Consider the following 20,632-nt stretch of genomic DNA (forward strand, 5'->3'; position numbering starts at 1 on the left):
CATCCTTCCCGATTCAGCATCCTCAGAGGTGGTCTTTGAGGACCAACGCGGAACCAGCGTCCAGGCGCTTGCTCCTACATCCTCAGGTGACCTTGTGCAGCAGCTAAACGAGGCCGGAAAACGTAAACCGCTGACTCGCTGGGTCGTCATCGCGGTCGTGTTCCTGGGCCTGATCACGATGCCTTTCGGTTTCCTAGTGTGGCTGCTCGGTATTCCTGCCATCTGGTGGGTTGTTCAGCGGGACCGTGCCAAACGGTCCGTCGTGATCTTCTATGACGTCAATGACGGGCACGCCCGCCAATTTCAGGCGCTCCTTGACGCTGGAAGTATCTTGGGGCAATCCCAGAAGATCTGGCGCATTAACGAGGCCGGGGCGTTGCAGTCCGGGCACCAACAAAAGGTCAACGCAGGCGCTTCATCCTTGGTTGGACGGTCCATCGCTGGCTTCAGCCTCAACGGCCCACGGGAGCTGGTGACGAACATTGCCGTACCCGGCGTAACGGCCGATAAGACGTCAATGTATTTCCTGCCGGACCGGATCCTCCTCGCGCATAACGGCACATTTGCGGACGTCACTTATGACTCGCTGCGTATTCGTCTGCGCTCGACAAACTTCATCGAATCCCCCGGCGTGACTCCTTCGGACGCGGTCCAGGTTGGATCTACGTGGCAGTACGTCAACAAAAAGGGCGGTCCGGACCGTCGGTTTAAGAGCAATCCCGTGTTGCCCATCATGAAGTACACGGAGTTGGAGCTCGAAAACGCAAACGGCTTCAGATGGGCCCTCCAAGTATCCAGCGCAGAGGCAGCATCTCGATTCGCCGGAGAACTGGAATCAGCTGCAGACAACGAAGTCTCCATCCCCAGCCATGCCCTCGCCGCTCCAGCGACACCTCAGCCTAATACGACGCCTTCACCCACGGTACACGCACTCACCCAAGCACCTCAGGTTCAAGCCGCGCCAGCTAATGACCCAGCGCCGGCCGTGCCGGTTCAGCGCAAGGCACGGTGGTATGGGCCGGAAGAGTTCCTGGATCTCGGCAATGGCGGCGGCATCCCTGGCATGATCTACGCCGGTCAGGAACTCACGTCCCCGCGAGGAGGCACGGAGCCGTCCTTGGTCAACCCCACGCTACGGGTCGACTCCCGCAACCCGGACTGGGCGGGCCAATGCCTGAACTACTGGCCCTCCTATGCCGATATCACGCCGGCCGGGCGAGCCGCTTACCTCTCATGGCTGGCCCAAGGCCGCCGACTTCCAAGTACACCGATCGGTTACGTTTTCCTCTTCATGTATGGGCTGGAGCGCCGGGTCCTGGTCGACATCGCCAAGCAACCAGAGTTGGCTTCCGAGCTGACCGGTATCAAAGCGGAGATGTCGGCGCTGCTTGAGGTATACGAGGACTCAAGTGGTTCCTTCCGATCGTACGCATCACGCTTTGTGGACGTCATCGACTTCATGATGCTGCAGGCTGAGGACGGCTCCCCCAAGGTCCCTGCCCTGACCGAATCACGGTGGGACGTACCCCTAGCTCTCCGAGCACACCTTGGCTCCTTCGCCGCCGACGGCAAGGCCATCCCCGCCGAATGGGCGATGGCATGGGGATGGTTCCACCCTGAAGTCGCCGTCCGCACACCGGCAACCCGGTGCACGGAAGAATTCACACAGCTATTCCGCCTCCGCTACCAGCAGCGATTCGGCGAAGGATTCACCGTCCGGCCCGGCGCATCGAATCTGCAGCTCAGCTACACAACGGCCAATTCCCAAGTCGGCGGCGCCACCATGACCATGGGTGAAATCGCCGACGTCTTCAACCAGCGTGCACCACAAAAGAAGCTCTCAGCCTTGTTCGATGACGTCACTTCAGAACTGGACGCATACAGTCGCTGGCTCGGCCGCAACACCGACAAAGCAGGAACACTTGCGGCAGCAGCTCTCCTGCCCGGCGACCTACTCGTCGACGCGGAAGGTCCGGTAGGTGACTTCCGAACCTGGGTCGCACAAAAACTCGCAGAACGCCGAAGCGTGGAACTGACAGGTCAGGAGCTCTTCGAACACTGGCCCCCTAACAACGGCCAGAAACTCTCCAAGCCTGAAGCGGTTAACCTGGCGACACTTCTCGACGGCTTCGCCATCGGGCTCGAACCCGACGTACGTTTCGGCGGCACTGCCATCACTCCCGAACTCCCCGTCGTCCTCTTTCACACGGAGCCCGGAAGCCCCCACTCTCCAACACCGTCGTATAGCACCGCCCTGACCATGACGCACCTCGCCGCCGCGGTAATTGCGGCCGACGGCGACATCTCCCCCGCCGAACTGGACCACCTGACTGCCCACATCGAATCTTCCCTGCAGCTAACCTCGGCCGAACGCACTCGGCTCCACGCACATCTCCAGTGGCTCGGGGCATCAGAGGTGAAGCTCACCGGACTGACAAAACGGCTCAGCACACTCACCACAACGCAGAAAGCAGCTTTGGGAGACATGCTGGTGACCGTCGCAGCCGCTGACGGACAGATCGCGCCGAGTGAAGTGAGTACCCTCCAGAAGATCTACAAACTTCTCGACTTGGACACCGCCGTCGTCACCAGCCGCCTCCACGCAGCCATGTCCGCACCGAACCCAGCCGCAGCGGGACCGGTTACCGTGCGTCAGGCAGGAAAACCTGATCCGGGAGTTCCCATCCCCGCGCCCCTACCGCTGACTCAGTATGCGCCGCCGGCCAGCACGTACCTCCTCGACTCATCGACGATCCAAGCAAAGATGGCCGAAACCGCGGAAGTCTCTGCACTTCTTGGTGACATCTTCAGTGAGGACGATCCGGCCTCTGCCGAACAACAGGCACAACCATCCCCCGCACCAAGTCCATCCGTCTCGGCGCCAAGCAACCAGCCCAGCTCAACCATCGGGGACCTGGATGCATCTCACTCCGACCTCGTCCGCGCACTTGCCGGGGTCACGCAACTCCCCTGGGCCGACTTCGAAGACCTCTCCGCACAGCACGGTTTACTGCCGCAAGGTGCCATGGACGCCGTCAACGAAGCAGCACTGGACGCCGCCGACGAGCCGCTCCTTGAAGGCGACGAAACCCTCACCATTAACCCGACCGCACTGCAGGAGCTCCTGGCATGACCGTCTCGCCTCAAACCACCATCCGACCACGCGAACGTGACGCGCTCCTGCAATCCCTGCGCGCCGGCGTCGTTCCCAGAATGGGACAACAACACGTACAGGTAGGACGGGTCAACGAAGTCAAAGCACTCCTGTCCGATATCAACAGAATCAACGACGGCGGCTCGGGCAGCCGTTTCATCATCGGAGACTACGGCTCCGGTAAGACGTTCTTCCTACACGTCGTGCGATCCATCGCTCTGCAGCAAAAGCTCGTCACCGTCCATGCCGACCTCTCCCCCGACCGGCGCCTTCACGCAACCGGAGGACAAGCCCGCAGTCTCTACGCCGAACTCATGCGCAACATGGCCACGCGAGCCAAACCCGACGGCGGCGCCATGTCCAGCGTCGTGGAACGGTTCGTATCGCAGGCCCTGACGGAATCCCGGGACACCGGCGCACCTGTCGAGAGCATCATCCGCAGGAGCCTGTCTGAACTCTCCGAGCTCACCGGCGGCTACGACTTCGCCGAAGTCATCGCCAAATACTGGCAAGGACACGACACCGGCAACGAACAACTCAAGTCCGATGCTGTTCGGTGGCTGCGAGGCGAATTCGCCACGCATACCGACGCTCGCGCGGCCCTTGGCGTCCGAACCATCATTGATGACTCCAACTTCTACGACCAACTCAAGCTTCTCGCACGCTTTGTCCGCCTGTCTGGCTTCGGGGGGATCCTCGTCTGCCTCGACGAAATGGTCAACCTTTACAAGCTGGCCAACACACAAGCTCGAAACTCCAACTACGAACAAATCCTCCGGATACTCAATGACTCCACCCAAGGCAGCGCAGCAAGCCTTGGTTTCCTCTTCGGCGGAACACCAGACTTCTTGTTGGACCCTCGCCGCGGCCTCTACTCTTACTCCGCGTTGCAATCACGACTGGAAGAAAACAGCTACGCCGTCGACGGACTCGTGGACTACTCCGGACCCGTCCTGCGCCTGGCCAGCCTGACGCCGGAAGACTTCTACGTCCTGCTGACCAAACTCCGGCACGTTCAGGCCGCCGGCGACGAATCAGCCTACCTGATCAGCGACGAAGGCATCACCCAGTACATGAACCACTGCGCTCAGCGCATCGGCGACGCGTACTTCCGAACACCCCGAAACACGATCAAAGGCTTCCTCGACCTGCTGGCGGTGCTAGAACAGAACCCAGACCGCGCCTGGGAGGACCTCGTGACGGGCATCAACGTCCAACGGGAGTCCAACCCGGACCTAGCTCCGTTGGCTCCCACCACGGACCCTTCTTCCGTACCCACCCGAACCCGCGGTTTACTCACTGACCAGGACCCAGCCGACGACCGCCCCACAACGAACGACACCGATGACGAGCTTTCAGCCTTCAAGCTCTAGGGCGTCAGAAGCCCACACAGCGTTTAATCGGCTCCATCGAAGTGTTCAGTCGTGGATTTGGGAACAGAAATGGGAACATCTGCGCCCTGCCCAGGCCGCAGCCATCGACCCCATCCTCCGCGGCGACACCGACGTCATCATCAGTGCAGCTACCGCCTCAGGCAAAACCGAAGCGGCCTGGCTACCAATCTTGTCGTCCCTAGCCGCGGCTCGGGACAACGAAACGCTGGCGCGTGGCGTGAAGGCACTCTACATTTCCCCGTTGAAGGCCCTGATCAACGATCAACACGGCAGGCTCGAATCCCTGGCCGAAAAAGTGGACATGCCGATTCATCGCCGACACGGAGACGTAGGCGACAGCGCCCGCCGCGCCCTCAAAGAAGCACCCGACGGACTCCTGCTCATTACCCCGGAGTCCTTGGAAGCGATGTTTGTTATCCAAGGGACTCGCCTCCCGGTCATGCTCAGCGGGCTGCAGTACATCGTGATCGACGAACTACACTCCTTCATCGGCACTGAACGCGGAGCGCAGTTGCAATCGCTGCTGCACCGGGTCGAACTGGCAATCCGCCGACACGTCCCCCGCATCGGGCTCTCCGCCACCCTCTCCGACGCCTCCATCGCCGCGCGCTTCCTCAGACCAGGCAACGAAGAAAACGTTCATGTGATCGGCGGCCACGACGATGACGCCGCTGAGCTCCGCATGCAGCTACGCGGGTACATCACCAGCGGGGGCGGTGTGTCCGACGGCGAAGAACACATAGAGGTCGAACCGGACAAGCTGGCAATCGCCGACCATCTTTTCCAGAACCTGCGCGGACAAGACAACCTGGTTTTCGCCAACTCGCGTGCCAGTGTCGAAACCTACGCCGACCTACTCAAAGGCATCAGCGACCGTGCGCGGGTCGTCAACGAGTTCTTTCCCCACCATGGCAACCTGTCCAAGGACTTCCGGGAAGACGTTGAGTCCCGGCTCCGGTCTGCCGGGACTCCAACAACGGCGGTCTGTACCTCCACACTCGAGATGGGCATCGATATAGGTTCCGCCGACGCCGTAGCCCAAGTCGGCGCTCCAGGCAGCGTTTCCGCGCTGCGCCAACGTCTGGGAAGGTCAGGCAGACGGGGCAAACCGGCAACTCTACGCATCTACGTCTCTGAACGGCCAGTCGATCACCGGACCCCTCCCGTCGACCAACTCCGTGCCGAGCTGTTCGAAACGGTCGCCACCATCGAACTGCTGCTCGAGAAGTGGTACGAGCCACCCAATACAGATGGTCTTCACCTCTCCACGCTGATCCAACAGACTCTCTCCGTGATCGCCCAACACGGCGGCGCGACGGCGGCCGAGCTCTACAGCGCCCTCTGTACGGAGGGCCCCTTCAGCCATATTGATCAACCCATGTTCATCCAGTTGCTACGCAGCTTGGGAAACAACGACATCATCGTGCAGTCATCCGATGGCACCCTGTTGGCCGGAGCCAAGGGGGAACGGCTCATCAACCACTACAGCTTCTACAGTGCCTTCCACACGGCCGAGGAGTACCGGCTCGTCTCCTCGGGCCGCACGCTCGGATCGATCCCCATAGACCAACCGCTCGTGGAAGGCGGCCTCCTGATCTTCGCCGGACGTCGGTGGCGCATCCTTAACGTCGACATCGCTGGCAAAGTCATCAACCTGACCAAGGCCGGAGGCGGCCGGCCCCCATCCTTTTCAGGTAGCGGAATCCTAATTGCCGACGGCATTCGTCAACGGATGAAACAGCTCTACGAAACTCGGGATGTACCCGCTTACCTCGACGAAGCGGCACGAACGCTCTTCCAGGAAGGCCGGACTGCGTACGACAGACTAGGCCTCCGACAGAACCGTCTCATCACTTGGGGCGATGACGCTATTCTGTTCCCTTGGGCCGGCGACCGAACCATGAACACACTCCATGTCCTTTTCAGCAGTGAAAACTACGAGTCAACCATCGACGGTGTAGGAATGACGCTAAGTAAGACATCGCGTGCGCAAGCAGCTACCGCTCTCAAGTATCTGGCAGCCCTCCCCTCGCCCAATCCATCTGAACTAGCGAGCAACGTCATGGTCAAAGAGCGCGACAAGCATGATGTCTACCTTGACGACCAACTACTCACGCACTCCTACGCGACCACAGCGCTCGACGTTGAGACAGCATGGCCACTCATCAAACATTTGGCCGAGGCAACCACCCAATTTGCGGAAGACCTGCAAAACTACCGGCCAAAATCAATCGTCACGACGAACACCGAGCCCATGCTTGAACTAGCTGAAGCTGGGCCATATGCCGTGATCGACGTCGAAACAACCGGGTTCTCACCGCAGCGGGACCGTATTGTCGAAATTGCCATTGTGCATGTCGACGAACAAGGAACCGTTCAAGGCACTTGGTCAACCCTTGTCGACCCCGAGCAATCAACTGGCCCTAGCCACGTCCACGGAATCACTGATCACGACGTCCGCAGCGCCCCACGGTTCACTGACGTCCTCCCTCACATTCAGCAACAGCTAGTCGGACGAACTGTGGTCGCACACAACGCAGCCTTCGACCTAGGATTTCTCAGATCGGAGTTCCAGCGAGCGGGAGTGATGATCCCAAGCTGGCCTGTTGTCTGCACGATGCAACTAACAAGGAGCTATTACCCTGGCGAGAGCGCATCCCTAGCCGACACCTGTAAACGACTCCATATTGAAACCGGGAAAGCGCACACCGCAGCCGCCGACGCCCTCGCAGCGGCTGGAGTACTTTCCTCGTACATTGCCAGAGACTCTAAAGTCGCAGCGCGGCACGCCCCACCCATGTCATCTACCGCTGATGTCACCGAACAATCCCGATGACAGCGGATAGGGCGTTGAGCAGCACCCGCGACTTCCCGTCGACCACGGCTCCAAAGTTCCTGCGTCCACTCCTACATCGGGAACCCCCACCAGCCAATTTGCATAGGTTGCACAGCCGTGCATGCAGTACACGGTTGCCCTATCTTGATGGCAGGGCGCGCCTTCACTGCTCAGGTTCCCGCGGTAGTCCCAGGCGGATCACCCGCCGGTTCAATCACCGCGAAGGATGCCACGACATTACTGCCGTCGATCTTAAGAAAGGGACGATGCACATGGATATCCACTGGTTACGTGACCAAGGCTTCGAAGGATTCATCCGATTCAGCGAAATTCCCTTATCCGACATCCCACTGATCATGGCGTCTACGCTGTCGTACGGGAGACGACCACAGAACCTGTCTTCGTCGTCCCAGGAAGCGGACGCCCAGAAAGGCACTACCCACTCGAAAAACTCCAGGCGACCTGGGTGCCGGGCGCAACGATTCTCAATTTCGGCAAAGCAGAGTGCAACGAAGGGATATTCGAGCGTCTGGACAAGTACCGGCGCTTTGGCCGCGGCCGGAACAGCGGTCATAGCGGTGGCCGGGCAATCTGGCAGTTGGAAGACGCCAATGATCTGAAAGTCTGCTGGTTGAAAACGCCCGGCCTCAAGCCTGAATCAGTGGAACAAACCTCATCGCCGCATTTAAGATCAAACACCGCGGCGTGTGCCAGTCCCCTTATTCGGAGGCGTTGTCTTCTTGGCCCCAGGCCGTCTTTCGGAAATGTCAACACCACATGACGTTTGCGGTGATCATTATGCGGCCGATGTGCTCAGCGGCAACCACCGCGGACGCTGAATTTGAGGGCCTTGGTGGAGTCCCGCCCGAGTACGGGCCGGACTCCACCCGAAACCTGCTCCAAAATCGGGGCAGTGGGACGGTGCCTTACCTAGAATCGGCTGTCGCTGCAGCTATCGAGTCATTAGCATCCGCAATGGCCCGCCGCGATTACACACTGGAAAGAGGCGAAGAGGACGGACTGCCTTCTCCGGAGATGGAGTCAACGAGGCGTTTCCGGTCCAGCCCCCGTCGGTCATGGCGTGAGACGACGCGGCCTGATTTAAGAACCAGGACGTTGTCCGTGAGAGCAAGCATCTCGTCTAGGTCATCAGTAACCACTAGTACGGCAGTTCCCTCCGATGCCACTTGGCGAATGAGTCCATGAATTTGAGCTTTGGTCCCTACATCGACGCCGGCAGTAGGTTGATCGATGATCAGAACCCGAGGTTTTGCTAGAAGGGCTCGTGCCAGCAGGATCTTCTGCTGGTTTCCTCCGCTGAAGCGTGCCGCCGGCAAAGACGGCGTGTTGGGCCTGATTTCCAGTTCGGCGAATTGCTTCTTGGACTCACCGAGGATGGTTTTACTGCGGACGAGGCCGAACCGAGTAAGGCCACGGTCGAGGGCATTCAGGATCATGTTTTCCCGTGCAGAAGCAATGCCGATTAGCCCTTCGGTCTTGCGATTCTCTGGAAGCATGACTATTCCCATTTTCAGTGCCTGCCGTGGGTTCCCTACGGTTTTTGGTATCCCGTCCATGTACAGGGTTCCCGCTGTCATGGATTCCGCCCCCGTGAGGGTCTTTGCCAATCGGGTCCGCCCGGAGCCGACCAAGCCGGCAAGACCTATGATTTCTCCTTTGTGGATCGAAAGGTCTACATCGGCAATTCGCGGACCTGAGACGCCGGTGAGCTCAATGACAGGTATCCCCGTAGCAGGCGGGCGCCCGGTATGTGCCGGATCAAACTCTTCTGCAGCGAGTTCGGCGCCAAGCATACTTCGAGTCAGCGAGCCGATTGTGAAGTCTGATGTCCGACCCCTATCGACAACAGTGCCGTTACGCAGCACCGTAAGTGCTGTGCAGTACTCGAAGATTTCCTCGAGGAAGTGCGAAATGTAGATGATTGAGATGTCATTAGCTGAAAGCTCACGTATGAGGTCTCGAAGATCGGCGCGTTCAGGGCCTGATAGCCGTGCTGTTGGCTCGTCCATAACGAGCACCCGGGCATCGCGGGCCAGTGCCTTAGCGATTTCCACTCGTTGCTGGAGTCCTGTGCTGAGCTCGCCTGCTGGGACATTCAGGGGGAGCTCCGAGAGCATGGGCACTCGTTTGACGACCCTCATCGCGGCGGCAAGGATTCCTCGGCGGCTGTAGCGTCCTTTTCCCGGTTCTATGCCAAGTAGGATGTTCTCGGCCACTGACATGGTGGGGATGAGGCTGAGTTCCTGGTAAATCATCCCGATGCCGTGCTTCAGTGCTGCTCGGGGATTCGCCAGTTGGGCAGGGTGGCCATCGATCTCGATGAGTCCTTTGTGCTCTGGGTAGAGACCGCCCAGAATTTTCATGAGCGTGGACTTACCGGCCCCGTTCTGTCCCACGAGAGCGTGGACTTCACCAGGGCTGACGATAAGGTCCACTTCGTTGAGGACCCTCGTGGTGCCGAATGTTTGAGATATTTTCTCCATTCGTACTCTTGATACTGTGTTGCTCCCTGTAGGCGGGAGGTCTTGATGCCCTGTTCTTGTCACGGTGGTCCTGTCATTTGATCGCTTACGTCTCGACGCTGCGGGGGAGGCGTTTTGCTCCCGGCCTTCCCCGCAGCAGGTTCTACCAGTGCCAGCTGGTTTGGAAGGTGGCTACGTTCTTGCTGGTAATTGAGGGAAGATCTATGAAGTCTGTTGGAGTGGGGACGGACTTTCCGGTGATGTGTGAGCAAAGGTCATCCAGGCTTCTTGCTCCGATGGTGGCACCGTCCTGGAGAATGGTGCCGTAGAGGTGGCCTGCTTCTATTGCGGCTTTGACCTCCAGCGGGTAATCACCTGCGATGAATTTCACGTCGTTCCTGCCGATGCTCGCTGCGTATTGAGCACCGACGTACATTTCAGGCCCTTCAGCTACCACGGCGTCGAGGGTTCCCTTGGGATATTTGGCGAGAAGATCCTGAACAGCAGCCAAGTTGTCTGCGTTGTTCCAGGAGTCGGTCACTGTGGTCACGACCTTGATCGAGGGGTTGGCTGCAAATGTTTCGTTGATGCCCTCAGTTCTGTCGATCTCAACAGGATTCCCGACGACACCCTGAATTACGGCGACGTTGCCGCCATTGGGAAGAGCTTCCTCTACAAGCTTTGCCAAGGCAATGCCATAGTCTTTTTGATCTACCCCGACGAAGGTGACTACGTCAGCGCCTTGGCCAACGTTGGCGTTGACCGTCACTACAGGAACCGAACTGCGATTGGCGATTTTCACTGCTGGCACGAGGCCGTCGGACTCAGTGGCCTGAAGGAGAATTCCATCTGGCTTGGATGTCACAGCCTGCTGCAGCTGAGAAGTTTGCGTGGAGATAACGCCGGCAGCATTTTGAATGGTGAGGTTAACGCCGAGCTTAGTGGCCTGGTCCGTCATGCCTTGGGCCAGAGTTGCATTCCAAGGGTTCTGCACATCGTTCACCAGGGCGGTGACTTTGGAGCATTGTCCGGAGGCTGCGGGGTCCGTGCTCCCGGGGGCGGCGGCTGATGTGCAACTGCTGAGGCAGATCATTGCCAGGGCACTGACCAGTGCGACTGGCGCGGCTTTGCGATTGGTACTGAACCACGTCATTGTGTGTCCTTTGTTGGGTCGTGATGGATGGATGGTAAAGAGCTAAGCGCTGTTGCGAGATTTTGTGAGCTGGTCGGAGACAACAGCGACGAGAATGATGGTTCCAGTCACCGCTGGCTGCCAATAGGGCGAGACACCCAGTTGGTTAAGGCCTGTGGAAACGACTCCAAGGACGAAAACTGCGGCCACAACATTGCCAACTCGCCCCACTCCGCCAGCCAAGGATGTTCCGCCGATGACGCAGATCGCGATCGCGTTCAGAGGCCAGTCTGCTGCCGCCGTGGGTTGTCCAACGGCGGATTGTCCGAAAAGGAACATCCCTCCAAGCCCGACCGCGAGGCCGCCGAAGGTGAAGGCGGCGATTTTGATGGGTAGTACGGGGACACCGGAGAGATAACTTGCCTCTGCGTTGGCGCCAACGCTGTACACCCAATGCCCCCATTTTGTCTTAGAAAGCAACAGGTAGGTCACGATGGAAAATGCGATGAACACCAGAAAGAGTACGGGGACGCCGAGGACTAGCTGAAAGGCAAAGTCGGTCAAGGCATCTGATGAGCCTCTAATAGATCGGCCCGATGTCAGTACAAACAGGATGCCGGTGATAATACTTGCAACCGCGAAGGTGGTGATGAAAGCGTTGATACGGAGCCGGGCGATGATGAGACCGTTGATCAACCCGATGAGCATCCCGAGTGCTATCCCGGCGACTATAGCGGCAGGCAGGCCTAAGGGGCCGGACAAGTAGGCAACTAGGACGCCGACCGCCCCTCCCGCAGCGCCGACGGACAGATCGAATCCGCCACCGATCATCATTACCAGCATGCCGAGCGCGACGATGCCAATGACGGAGTTTTGCATGAGGATGTTTTGGAAATTCGCCGGGTTGCGAAACGGCTCCGAGATGATGGAGAGCGTCAAAACGAGGAGCGCTAATGCGATCCATAGCGTGTTGCGACCAAGGAACCCCACCCACGCAGCTTGATCGGCTCGTGCGAGTTGCTTTGCCACCGGGGCGGGGCCTGTTTGGGTATTTGGATGAAGTGCTGACGACATGAAGACTCCGGGAGGATGCAGGGGAATGTTGTTCCGCGCAGGACAAACACCGACCATGGGCCGGGATTTAGGCTGTCTTTGAACGGTTCAGAACGGGGGTGTCAGGGAATCTCCTGGGATGCGGGAGAACTCGCAATTCGTAATTCCGAGATTCTTCTCCGCCGAGAGCCGAACCTGACTCACTTGATGAGCGATAACTGATCATGACACGACCATTCAATCCTGTCTATATGCAATCAATTTCAAATAGTACAAGTTGACGGCCCACCTAGCCCTCTATCGCAGTCCGAAGAAGTGAAGTAATATGAAGGAATCTTCAAACTATGATCCAAAGACGACAAGGGAGTCGCTATGGAAACGATGCAAGCGTTGGTTCTGGCCGAGGTTGGCCGGGTCGCACTGGTCGAGAAAGCAATCCCTGAACCAGGCCCTAATGACGCCGTAGTTAGGACGACCGCCGCAATGATCTGCACATCGGACGTGCACACGGTGGGAGGAGCGCTGTCGGTTCCAGACGGTCGAACCCTCGGCCATGAGCCAGTGGGTGTCGTACATGCAATCGGCTCTGCGGTCGAAGGCTGCAATGTAGGCGACCGGGTTGCTGTCGGGGCCATCACCCCGTGTTTCGAGTGTCTCTTCTGCCAGTCCGGCCACACCTCACATTGCGGGGGTGCTGGCAGGCTATATGGCAACAGGAGCCAGAGACGGCAATCTGGTCGAGTACTTCTTCGTGAACAACGCTCGCGGCAACTTGACCCTATCCCCGATGATGTGACCGATTCGCAGGCTGTCTATGTTTCCGACATGCTCACCACCGGTTTGATGGGCGCTGAGAATTGCGAACTGCGTTTGGGCGACACCGTCGAACAGACTCTGGGGCTTACCCACGGGGACGGGATCGATGCCTCAATCGAAGCCCTCGGGAGCACAAAAACTTTCGATGCCGCGTTCCGGGTCCTTAACCCTCGGGGCCGGCTGTCGAATGTGGGTTACCACGAAAGCAAGGATGCTCTTCCCATTGATGTTGATGCCTTCGGACTGGGGCACGGAGATCAGAAAATATGCGGTGGTCTGTGCCCAGGAGGTAGCGAATGACTCGGCCGTATCCTGCGTCTCATTGCAAGCGGTCGGTTCGACCCATCGCCTCTGACCAAGCACACTTTTAGTTTCGGGGACGTCGAGAAGGCCTTCGAACTGATGCGCACCAAAGAGGACGGAATCATCAAAGCACTTATCACGTTCTGATCGGGCTGGGAGTCGGCGGCGAAAGTGACCGCAGACGAAATTGCGCCGAGGCAATGGGCCAGGGGGTCCACCGCCCCGGGGTCCGCATGATCCCTGGATACGTGGGGGACCGCATCGTCTGTTGAGCTAGGCATAGCGGCGGAAATTGCGATGCTTCCGCTGATCAGCCGGCTGCCCCAGATTGACCGGGTCATCGGGGACCCGATCCGCCGCTACCAACACACAGTCCCGGGCGAGATGCTCCACGTCGATGTCAAGTTCGGGAACATTCCCGACGGCGGCGGGCACCGCTCCCTTGGCCGGGTCGAAGAACGAAAGAACTCAAGGGTTTTCAGCTGCACGCTACGGCCATAAGCGGACCCGCAATCACCCCCGCAACGGCACCGCCTACGTTCACACGGTGCTGGATGACTACTCCCGCATCGCCTACGCTGAAATCCATCCCGACGAGAAAGCCGTCACTGCCATTGACATTCTTCAACGGCCGTGGCAGTGGTTCGCCACCCAATGGGTCCTCTCGGACAACGGATCGGCCTGCGTCTCCGACGTCTGGAAAGCGGCATGCGCCGAGCTGGGCATCACCCCGAAACGACCCCGCACTTACGGGCCACAGACCAACAACTGAATCGAACGGTTCCACGGAATCCTCAACGACGGATGGGCCTACGCCAAGTTCTACGGCACCGAAACCAGCCGCAGAGGGAGACGCCCCGCCAGTCGGCAAACCAACTCCCGAGGCAGTACACCTAGCTATGAAGGGTACGTACACCTGAGTCCGGCGGCAGCGTCGCGTAAACCCAAACACTATATGAGGCCGACTATTCGTAGAGCCTCCGCTGATCCGACGGGGGCTGTATTTAGAGAATTGTGCCATCGGCAGTGACTGAGTCAACAACTCCAGCGCAAATGACTCGATCACCATTGCGTATTTCAACGAATGAATCCTCTAATTCCGTCCAATTGTGGATACACACCGGAAGGAATGACAGTTGGGAACTCGCCTCCGATGCGCTCGGTCCCTCCGACGGTACACGTGACGGCATTCTTCACTCACTTCTGATTCCAGCGCCGGAAGACCGTCGAGTTTACTTATGGAGGAGCTATGGATTGCGGAATCCAAGGCAGCCGGTCTGCAATAAGGACGCCCGTGGCGTCATCGACCACCTGCCTCCCGTCCCGGCACCAAAAAGAAGGTTCGCTACCCAAGCCCCACCCAGGACCGGTGCCCGGCAGTGGCGCGTCCGGCTCCGCTTAACGGGGTTTACTTCGAGCGATATGATCCTACGAATCCGAATAGATCTTGCTTTATCGAAGGATGGGGTTTCAACGACCGGATAGAGCTGACGGTTATGGGCTCGGACGTTGGTCATGAGACTTTCCCATTTGCACAGCGGCCAAGAGCCGCGCCGGAGGGAAGATATGTCAAGGAGCTCGGTGCGGGGCCCGCACCGAGCCCCCATGAAAGGCGTGAGACAGGAACGTCGGCGCGGCAGACACCAAGGTCACATAGCGCTGGCCTGCTGCTGCAAGCCAGCGCTATGTCACGCTCTAGCGCTTGCCGACGTAGTTTGGATCATGGTTCTGTCCCGCTGATTCACCACGCGAGGCAGATGCTTCCCGGTAGACGATTTCTTGTCGGACGCCGGTAGTGGCGGACCGCTCGATAGCGTCAGTGACCTCGGCGCAGCGGTATCCGTCCTCAAGAGTCGCGCCGTGGGGGCCGATCTCGGTGTCGTCTGCAATCGCCTGCAAGAGATGACCGAGTTCGTGCAGGAAACTGTCTTCCCAACCAATCATGTGGCCGTGCGGCCACCAGTGCTCCCAGTAGGGGTGATAATTTTCCGAAACGAGAACGGTACGGAATCCCTGCGCTTTGGGTCCGGGTGTTGAATCGGCAAGGTGCAGCTCGATCTCATTCATGCGTTCCTGGTCGAAGATCACGGTGCCCTTCGTCGTGCTGATTTCGAAGCGCATGTGATTCTTCCGGCCGGGTGCAACCCGGGTGGCCTCTAGAGTGCCGAGGGCGCCGGTATCAAAGGAGATGATGGCGTCGAAGGCATCATCTACGTCAACATGCCCACCGGGACGGTCTTCCACAAACGTTTTCATGTTCGCCGAAACGCTCACGGGCTCGCCCACAAGGTAACGGGAGAGGTCGATGATGTGTGCGCCCAAGTCCCCGAGCGCTCCTGAGCCGGCGATACTTTTGTCGAGTCTCCATGAGCTGGGGCTTTTGGGGTCGACCAGCCATTCCTGGTGGTAGCGTGCACGGAAGTGTCGTACTTCCCCGAGCGTTCCGTCGTCGAGCAGCTCTTTGATCAAACGGATGGCAGGGAAAAACCTGTAATTGAAGGCGGTCATAGCCTTGACGCCGGTCTTGGCGACCTCGGTCCAGATCTCGTACGCTTCATCGGCGGTGCGGCCAAGAGGTTTCTCACAAATTACGTGCTTACCAGCCTTGGCGGCGGCGATGGTTGGTTCCTTGTGCTGGTCATTGGGTCCGGTGTTGTCAAAGATCCCTATCGCTGGGTCTTGGACGAGTTCGCGCCAGTCCGTTGTCGATTTGGCATAACCGTATCGCCGAGCTGCTTCGTCGACTGCATCCTGGGTGCGACCAGCAATGCCGACCAATTCCGGATGCATCGGCGGCGGCCAGTAAGTGTATGTGATCTTTTTCAGCGCGTTTGTATGTGCCCTGCCCATGAACGAATAACCGAGCATCCCAATGCCGATGGCTGGGACTTCCCGTTTGTCATCTTTCATCAGCCCCTGGGTAAAGAAGGCTGGAAGGTCCTGTGTCATCGCAGTTCCCTTTCCTTGTCTCAGACGAGCCAGAAGTGGTGGGCTTCGGGATCCATCGGTTCTTTCACAATGAGGGGGCGCAGGTAATCGATGGCCTTTTCAGCACCGTCGCGTTCACTCATTACGGGGTCCTCGTGCTCGTAGGACATGACGTAGTCGTAGCCAACTTCCAACAAAGCCGTGATAACCCTCTTCCACGGCACCTGGCCCCAACCGACCACGCGGTACCGCGCGGCCCGGTGCATGTTCCGCCATGACCCGGTCGAAAGTACCCCGTCGCGGCGAATCTCGTCTTCCTGCACTTCAAAGTCCTTGGCGTGGACATGAAGGATCCGGTTACCGAAAGTCTTGATGAAGACAACAGGGTCGATTTGCTGCCAGATGAAGTGGCTGGGATCGAAATTGAAGCCCCAGTCGTCACGGTCGAGCTTTTCGACGGCGGTCTGTGCCGTGGAGATGTTGTATGCAATCTCGGTCGGGTGGACTTCGTGAGCGAACTTAACTCCGAGCTTGGCAAATTCATCTAAAATAGGATTCCAGCGCTCTACGAACAGGTCCCAGCCTTCGTTGTAGAGTTCCAGGTGCTTGGGCGGCCACGTGTACCACGACCCCCAGACGGTCGAGCCAAAGAAGCCGTTAACGACCGGGATTTCAAGATCAGATGCTGCGCGCGCCGTGTTTAGCAGGTGCTGTTTCCCATATTCGAACATCTCCTGCTTGTCGGTTGTAGGGGACCAATCATCAAAACTGGCATCGTTCGGCGGAAGCACTTGCTGGGCTGACAAGTGGTCCGACAGCGCCGAGATGGACAGCCCCCGCGAGTCAAGCATTTTCTTCAGGTTCCGGCTGTATTGAGGATCCTTGATGGCTCGGTCGAGATCGAAATGACCAGAGCCGGCCCATGTGGTGAGCTCGACAGCTTCGTAGCCAAGTTCGGCAACATACGTTGCTACCTCGTCCAACGGCTTTCCGTCGAACAGCGCGGTCAGGATTCCTATTTTCATTGCGTTTCCTCTTCTTTGAGATGGTGATTTGCAAGGGAACAGATGGATACGGAAGTAGGTTTCATAGGGACCAGGTCCGAGCAGCACTGGCCGATGATTGAACTCTTGACCAATCGAGAGGGAGATACAGACCTTCGTGCTCGGGCGGGGACCACGTGCCGCCCACGATGGGCAGATCCTCAAGAAGAAGGTCCACGACAGGATCGGCTCCGACGTAACCAGGAATGGTTTCAATCATGGCGACACGGTTGGAGATGTATGAGATCGGGTGATGTATATGAGGCCAAACGTGGGGAGCGACCCATGCGGCTGCATCTTCGGCGGCTGCGATGCTTGCTGCAGCGGCAGTGTAGCCGCCAGTGGCGGTTGCATCTGCCCGGAGGTAACTGACGCCACCGTCCAACAGTGCCCGGTGTGCGGCTGGGGTCATCACATCTTCCCCCGCGGCGGAAGGGGTGCCCGAAGCGCGTGCAAAGGCGGATACAAGATCACCCTCATAGCTCGGGAAGGCATCCTCAATGAACCGAAGCCCACACCCGGCCAGGCCTTCGCTGTACTGCAGTGCCTCCGCGACCGAGTGAAAGGCACCGTGGAAATCGGCTGCGAGGGCTACGTCAGATGGGAGGATTCGGTTAATGTCCTGGATCAGTCCCCGATCGTGATCCAAGTCGTGTCCAGGGATTATGAGCTTTATGGTCGTGTAGCCCTCGCTGACGAAACGCTCGATCTCCTCCAGAACGGCAGTCTTGCCCCTGGTCTCCAGGAAGTAGCCGGCCACTGCCATCAGCGGAACCGGCGACTCGCGCGATCCCATGAAGTCCTCAAGGGATTGCCGACTTCTCCGTGCGTTGATATCCCACAGGGCTATATCGATCAAGGAAGCAGCTCGGACAAGAGAGCCCCATCCCGGGGAGAATCGACCCTTTAGCGTGCGCTGGACTTCGCCGGGGTTGACTCCGATATCCCTGAGCTGAGGGATTAGCAGTTCGAGTGCCTCCATCAAGGGCGTGTGCCGAGTGTAGCCGACGGCCATACCAGTGAAGCCCGACTCCGTAACTAACCGCAGGACGACGTAGTCGCGAGTCGTGTACGTTATGGGCCCGAGCACCAATTCGTGGGGCATGGGCAGCTGAACCAACCATGCCTCGGACCTAGTGATCCGGTCAGCCATGGTGCACCCTCCCGGACCGGTCGACACCAGTCACGGGCTTATCTCCGCTTGTCATCAGAGTCATGGTGAACCAGGAGGATTCGGTCTGCCCGGGGCCGAGGGTTATGGCCTGTCCTCGCTCAATGGCCCCTCTAAGCCCGTCGAAGGGCCACGCGCGCTGGGGCTCGATTCCCACCATACGGGCTCGTCCATACCAAGGAAACCCATCGGCTCCGTCTAAAGTCCACAACCACAGGTGCGGATACGCAATAGCGTCCCAAGAGATCGCTACGCTTGGCGCGTCTCCAGTGAGGTGACGAAGTGCCGCCCACCCCTCGGGGAGGTCGTGAACGTACACTAGCCGCTCAGTTTGTTCCCCGGGTGATCGAGCCAGGTCTTCCCATGTGTCATCATGTCCCTCGAGCCGTGGCCAATGACCAGATCGAAGAAGATGGCCGCCTGCTTTGCTCGGTTCAACCTCAGTCTTTGCAGAAGGTGCGTCAATAACGCTGCCCTCAGTAAGGGGAAACACCGGGTGATGACCCCACACAAAGGATGCCTGCCCAATGCCTACGTTCTGGACTGAATCTTCAATCTGCACAGTAGGCGCACCCTCTGAAATCCGTACCGTTCTCGTCAGTTCAAGAGGAAGCCGAGAGCCGACCGACAGTGTGCACGACGTGGGCGTCTGATCAATCACGTAGGCCCCGGATATCGATCCCTCTCCATGGAACGCGACCGGAACCCCATCAATAAGACATTCCGCACCAGCGTTCGGAAACAGTACCTGCCATCCCCCCCGATACCCGGCCAGCCAGTCAAGCTCTGTCGACCCATAGCGGATGTTTCGATCTGGAGGATTAGGGGAGGCCCACGCGTAATGGGCTAGCCCGTTGCTTCCCCCCGGCCGAGCAAAGCGGACTACCTCCCCTCCCCTTTCGGGGACCAGCACCAGTTCTGCATACTCATTTGCAAGAACTATGCTCATGCTGCCGACTCCGCCGTCGCCAGGCGCCTGTGACCGACAGACCCGTTAAGCAGAAGGCCTCCGTCTACGGAAATCGTCTGGCCAGTCACATAGCGGGCTGCGTCCGATCCGAGGAACAGTGCAACATCGGCGATCTCCTCGGGAGTAGCGATCCGACCCAGCGGAATGCGGTCTCGATAGGTCGCCCGGACTTCGTCGGTCCAACTGTCAGTATTAAGTGGCGTCTCTGTCGCGCCAGGGGATACCGAGTTCACCGTGACGCCCAAGGGACCGAGTTCCACTGCCAGCGACCGTGTCAGGCCGGAGATGCCACCCTTCGCAACGACATACCCGGTCATTTCTTTGGGCGGCTGATCTGCAACGACCGAGCTGATGTTTACTATGCTTCCCCGTCCAGCTGGAACCATGATGGCAGCGGCTGCCCTTGCGCCCCGGATATAACCCATCAGATTCGAGTTGATGATGGACATCCAGTCCTCATCTGCCATCGAGAGAAACGGCTGAACCAGAAGACTAGCAGCGCTATTTATCCAGACGTCAACCCGTCCAAAGCGCTCTGAAACCGATCCAGCCAGCCGGTCCACATCCGCTGTAGATCCGGTGTCGCCCGTCAAGATCAGCGGCGTTCCGCCGAGCGCGGAGATTTCCGTAGAGAGACGCTCAGTCGCCTCTGGATCACTTCCGCGGTGGATACCCGCTACACAGGCACCTTGCGCCGCGGCACGCAGTGCGATGGCTCTCCCGATCCCCTTGGAAATACCCGTCACTACTACAATCTGTCGATCTTGCATCTGGATCTGTATCCTTCCTACCGACAAAAAGTCGTCGCATCATTGCATTTTTCGGTCCAGATTTCGTTGGACGTCTCCAGGAGATGGTTCCTGCGCGCAGTCCCCCACTGCAGCTTGCTACGGGAACGTCTTACAACCCGTGGCTGCAGCCTCTAACCAGTTCCCCACTTGCCCCTGGGGTTTGAAGACCTCAGCGGTGGCGCATTGCCGGTGGCGGGCCTTCGCGAGCCACAATCCGAGTCTCTTGCCCGATGCAGTGGTAGCTCTGGTCATGAAGCACCATTGCTTTCTCAAGTCGACAACTGGTCGAGTACCAAAAGTACAACTTATCTCTATCTTGAATCCATTTCACATAGTAGCGTCATGGGGGGAAGTTGGGAATGGCAGTCACGAAAAACTGAGCACAGGAAGGCAGGTAGGCGGACTCTTCCCGTGACTCTCATCCTGTAGCCAGATGGTCCGTGCAGTAATGGGCGCAATCCGCTGCCGCGCCGAAGGCACCAACTCATTAGGGAGAGAGGAACCGAGGATGCAAGTCAGAGCAAGGACCCGAAACAAGGTATGCGATGAGGCCGAGTA

At 58.6% G+C, this 20,632-nt stretch carries 13 protein-coding genes and 1 pseudogene; 6 read left to right on the forward strand and 8 right to left on the reverse strand.

Annotated elements, in window-relative coordinates:
• Nucleotides 1-94: 94 nt before the first annotated feature.
• The 3 genes from ACIQLI_RS05565 to ACIQLI_RS05575 are packed head-to-tail and all read left to right on the forward strand — an operon-like array spanning nt 95 to nt 7,384.
• Nucleotides 95-3,133, forward strand: a complete 3,039-nt coding sequence (locus ACIQLI_RS05565) for a TerB N-terminal domain-containing protein (RefSeq protein ID WP_400386735.1) — start codon at nt 95-97, stop codon at nt 3,131-3,133.
• A complete protein-coding gene (locus tag ACIQLI_RS05570; RefSeq protein ID WP_400385867.1) occupies nt 3,130-4,527 on the forward strand; it encodes an ATP-binding protein in 1,398 nt (465 codons plus the stop codon). Before ACIQLI_RS05565 ends, ACIQLI_RS05570 begins: the two co-directional genes overlap by 4 nt.
• Complete coding sequence (locus tag ACIQLI_RS05575; RefSeq protein WP_400385870.1) at nt 4,499-7,384, forward strand: DEAD/DEAH box helicase; 2,886 nt, start codon at nt 4,499-4,501, stop codon at nt 7,382-7,384. Before ACIQLI_RS05570 ends, ACIQLI_RS05575 begins: the two co-directional genes overlap by 29 nt.
• Nucleotides 7,385-8,373: 989 nt before the next feature.
• Here the strand turns inward: ACIQLI_RS05575 and ACIQLI_RS05580 are convergent.
• The 3 genes from ACIQLI_RS05580 to ACIQLI_RS05590 all read right to left on the reverse strand — a co-directional run bounded on the left by ACIQLI_RS05580 (nt 8,374) and on the right by ACIQLI_RS05590 (nt 12,073).
• Complete coding sequence (locus ACIQLI_RS05580; protein ID WP_400386738.1) at nt 8,374-9,888, reverse strand: sugar ABC transporter ATP-binding protein; 1,515 nt, start codon at nt 9,886-9,888, stop codon at nt 8,374-8,376.
• A gap of 142 nt (nt 9,889-10,030) precedes the next feature.
• Nucleotides 10,031-11,020, reverse strand: coding sequence for a sugar ABC transporter substrate-binding protein (locus tag ACIQLI_RS05585; RefSeq protein ID WP_400385873.1), 990 nt, complete (start codon nt 11,018-11,020; stop codon nt 10,031-10,033).
• A 42-nt stretch (nt 11,021-11,062) separates the two neighbouring features.
• The gene (locus ACIQLI_RS05590) at nt 11,063-12,073 is read right to left on the reverse strand and encodes an ABC transporter permease (RefSeq protein WP_400385876.1); all 1,011 of its coding nucleotides are present in this window, start codon (nt 12,071-12,073) and stop codon (nt 11,063-11,065) included.
• 360 nt (nt 12,074-12,433) lie between these two features.
• Here ACIQLI_RS05590 and ACIQLI_RS05595 point away from each other — a divergent pair.
• The 3 genes and pseudogenes from ACIQLI_RS05595 to ACIQLI_RS05605 form a co-directional block, all read left to right on the forward strand.
• Nucleotides 12,434-12,751: pseudogene (locus tag ACIQLI_RS05595) on the forward strand (alcohol dehydrogenase catalytic domain-containing protein); the annotation flags it as partial.
• Between the two features lie 93 nt (nt 12,752-12,844).
• Nucleotides 12,845-13,168 carry a zinc-binding dehydrogenase gene (locus ACIQLI_RS05600; protein ID WP_400386740.1) on the forward strand — a complete coding sequence of 108 codons (324 nt, stop codon included), beginning with the start codon at nt 12,845-12,847 and terminating at the stop codon, nt 13,166-13,168.
• A 400-nt stretch (nt 13,169-13,568) separates the two neighbouring features.
• The gene (locus ACIQLI_RS05605; RefSeq protein WP_400385879.1) at nt 13,569-13,943 is read left to right on the forward strand and encodes a DDE-type integrase/transposase/recombinase; all 375 of its coding nucleotides are present in this window, start codon (nt 13,569-13,571) and stop codon (nt 13,941-13,943) included.
• Between the two features lie 923 nt (nt 13,944-14,866).
• On the opposite strand, the gene ACIQLI_RS05610 is transcribed toward ACIQLI_RS05605, so the two are convergent.
• The 5 genes from ACIQLI_RS05610 to ACIQLI_RS05630 form a co-directional block, all read right to left on the reverse strand.
• The gene (locus ACIQLI_RS05610) at nt 14,867-16,120 is read right to left on the reverse strand and encodes a Gfo/Idh/MocA family protein (RefSeq protein WP_400385881.1); all 1,254 of its coding nucleotides are present in this window, start codon (nt 16,118-16,120) and stop codon (nt 14,867-14,869) included.
• A 20-nt stretch (nt 16,121-16,140) separates the two neighbouring features.
• Nucleotides 16,141-17,124 (reverse strand): sugar phosphate isomerase/epimerase family protein, encoded by a 984-nt coding sequence (locus ACIQLI_RS05615; protein ID WP_400385884.1) that lies wholly within the window; start codon nt 17,122-17,124, stop codon nt 16,141-16,143.
• A gap of 61 nt (nt 17,125-17,185) precedes the next feature.
• Nucleotides 17,186-18,295, reverse strand: coding sequence for an enolase C-terminal domain-like protein (locus ACIQLI_RS05620; protein ID WP_400385887.1), 1,110 nt, complete (start codon nt 18,293-18,295; stop codon nt 17,186-17,188).
• Nucleotides 18,288-19,262 (reverse strand): DUF4432 family protein, encoded by a 975-nt coding sequence (locus ACIQLI_RS05625; protein WP_400385890.1) that lies wholly within the window; start codon nt 19,260-19,262, stop codon nt 18,288-18,290. The genes ACIQLI_RS05620 and ACIQLI_RS05625 overlap by 8 nt, the downstream gene beginning before the upstream one ends.
• Nucleotides 19,259-20,053 carry an SDR family NAD(P)-dependent oxidoreductase gene (locus ACIQLI_RS05630; protein ID WP_400385893.1) on the reverse strand — a complete coding sequence of 265 codons (795 nt, stop codon included), beginning with the start codon at nt 20,051-20,053 and terminating at the stop codon, nt 19,259-19,261. The genes ACIQLI_RS05625 and ACIQLI_RS05630 overlap by 4 nt, the downstream gene beginning before the upstream one ends.
• Nucleotides 20,054-20,632 lie beyond the last annotated feature (579 nt).

Origin of the sequence: Paenarthrobacter sp. NPDC091669, assembly GCF_044756725.1 — a bacterium.
In the GTDB taxonomy this organism is placed as follows: Bacteria; Actinomycetota; Actinomycetes; order Actinomycetales; family Micrococcaceae; genus Arthrobacter; species Arthrobacter bambusae_C.

Bases quoted from the DNA above. Each gene is read 5' to 3' on its own strand.
- ACIQLI_RS05570 (WP_400385867.1), top strand. From the start codon at position 3,130: ATGACCGTCTCGCCTCAAACCACCATCCGACCACGCGAACGTGACGCG.
- ACIQLI_RS05575 (WP_400385870.1), top strand. From the start codon at position 4,499: ATGACGAGCTTTCAGCCTTCAAGCTCTAGGGCGTCAGAAGCCCACACA.
- ACIQLI_RS05580 (WP_400386738.1), bottom strand. From the start codon at position 9,888: ATGGAGAAAATATCTCAAACATTCGGCACCACGAGGGTCCTCAACGAA.
- ACIQLI_RS05585 (WP_400385873.1), bottom strand. From the start codon at position 11,020: ATGACGTGGTTCAGTACCAATCGCAAAGCCGCGCCAGTCGCACTGGTC.
- ACIQLI_RS05590 (WP_400385876.1), bottom strand. From the start codon at position 12,073: ATGTCGTCAGCACTTCATCCAAATACCCAAACAGGCCCCGCCCCGGTG.
- ACIQLI_RS05605 (WP_400385879.1), top strand. From the start codon at position 13,569: ATGTCAAGTTCGGGAACATTCCCGACGGCGGCGGGCACCGCTCCCTTG.
- ACIQLI_RS05610 (WP_400385881.1), bottom strand. From the start codon at position 16,120: ATGACACAGGACCTTCCAGCCTTCTTTACCCAGGGGCTGATGAAAGAT.
- ACIQLI_RS05615 (WP_400385884.1), bottom strand. From the start codon at position 17,124: ATGAAAATAGGAATCCTGACCGCGCTGTTCGACGGAAAGCCGTTGGAC.
- ACIQLI_RS05620 (WP_400385887.1), bottom strand. From the start codon at position 18,295: ATGGCTGACCGGATCACTAGGTCCGAGGCATGGTTGGTTCAGCTGCCC.
- ACIQLI_RS05625 (WP_400385890.1), bottom strand. From the start codon at position 19,262: ATGAGCATAGTTCTTGCAAATGAGTATGCAGAACTGGTGCTGGTCCCC.
- ACIQLI_RS05630 (WP_400385893.1), bottom strand. From the start codon at position 20,053: ATGCAAGATCGACAGATTGTAGTAGTGACGGGTATTTCCAAGGGGATC.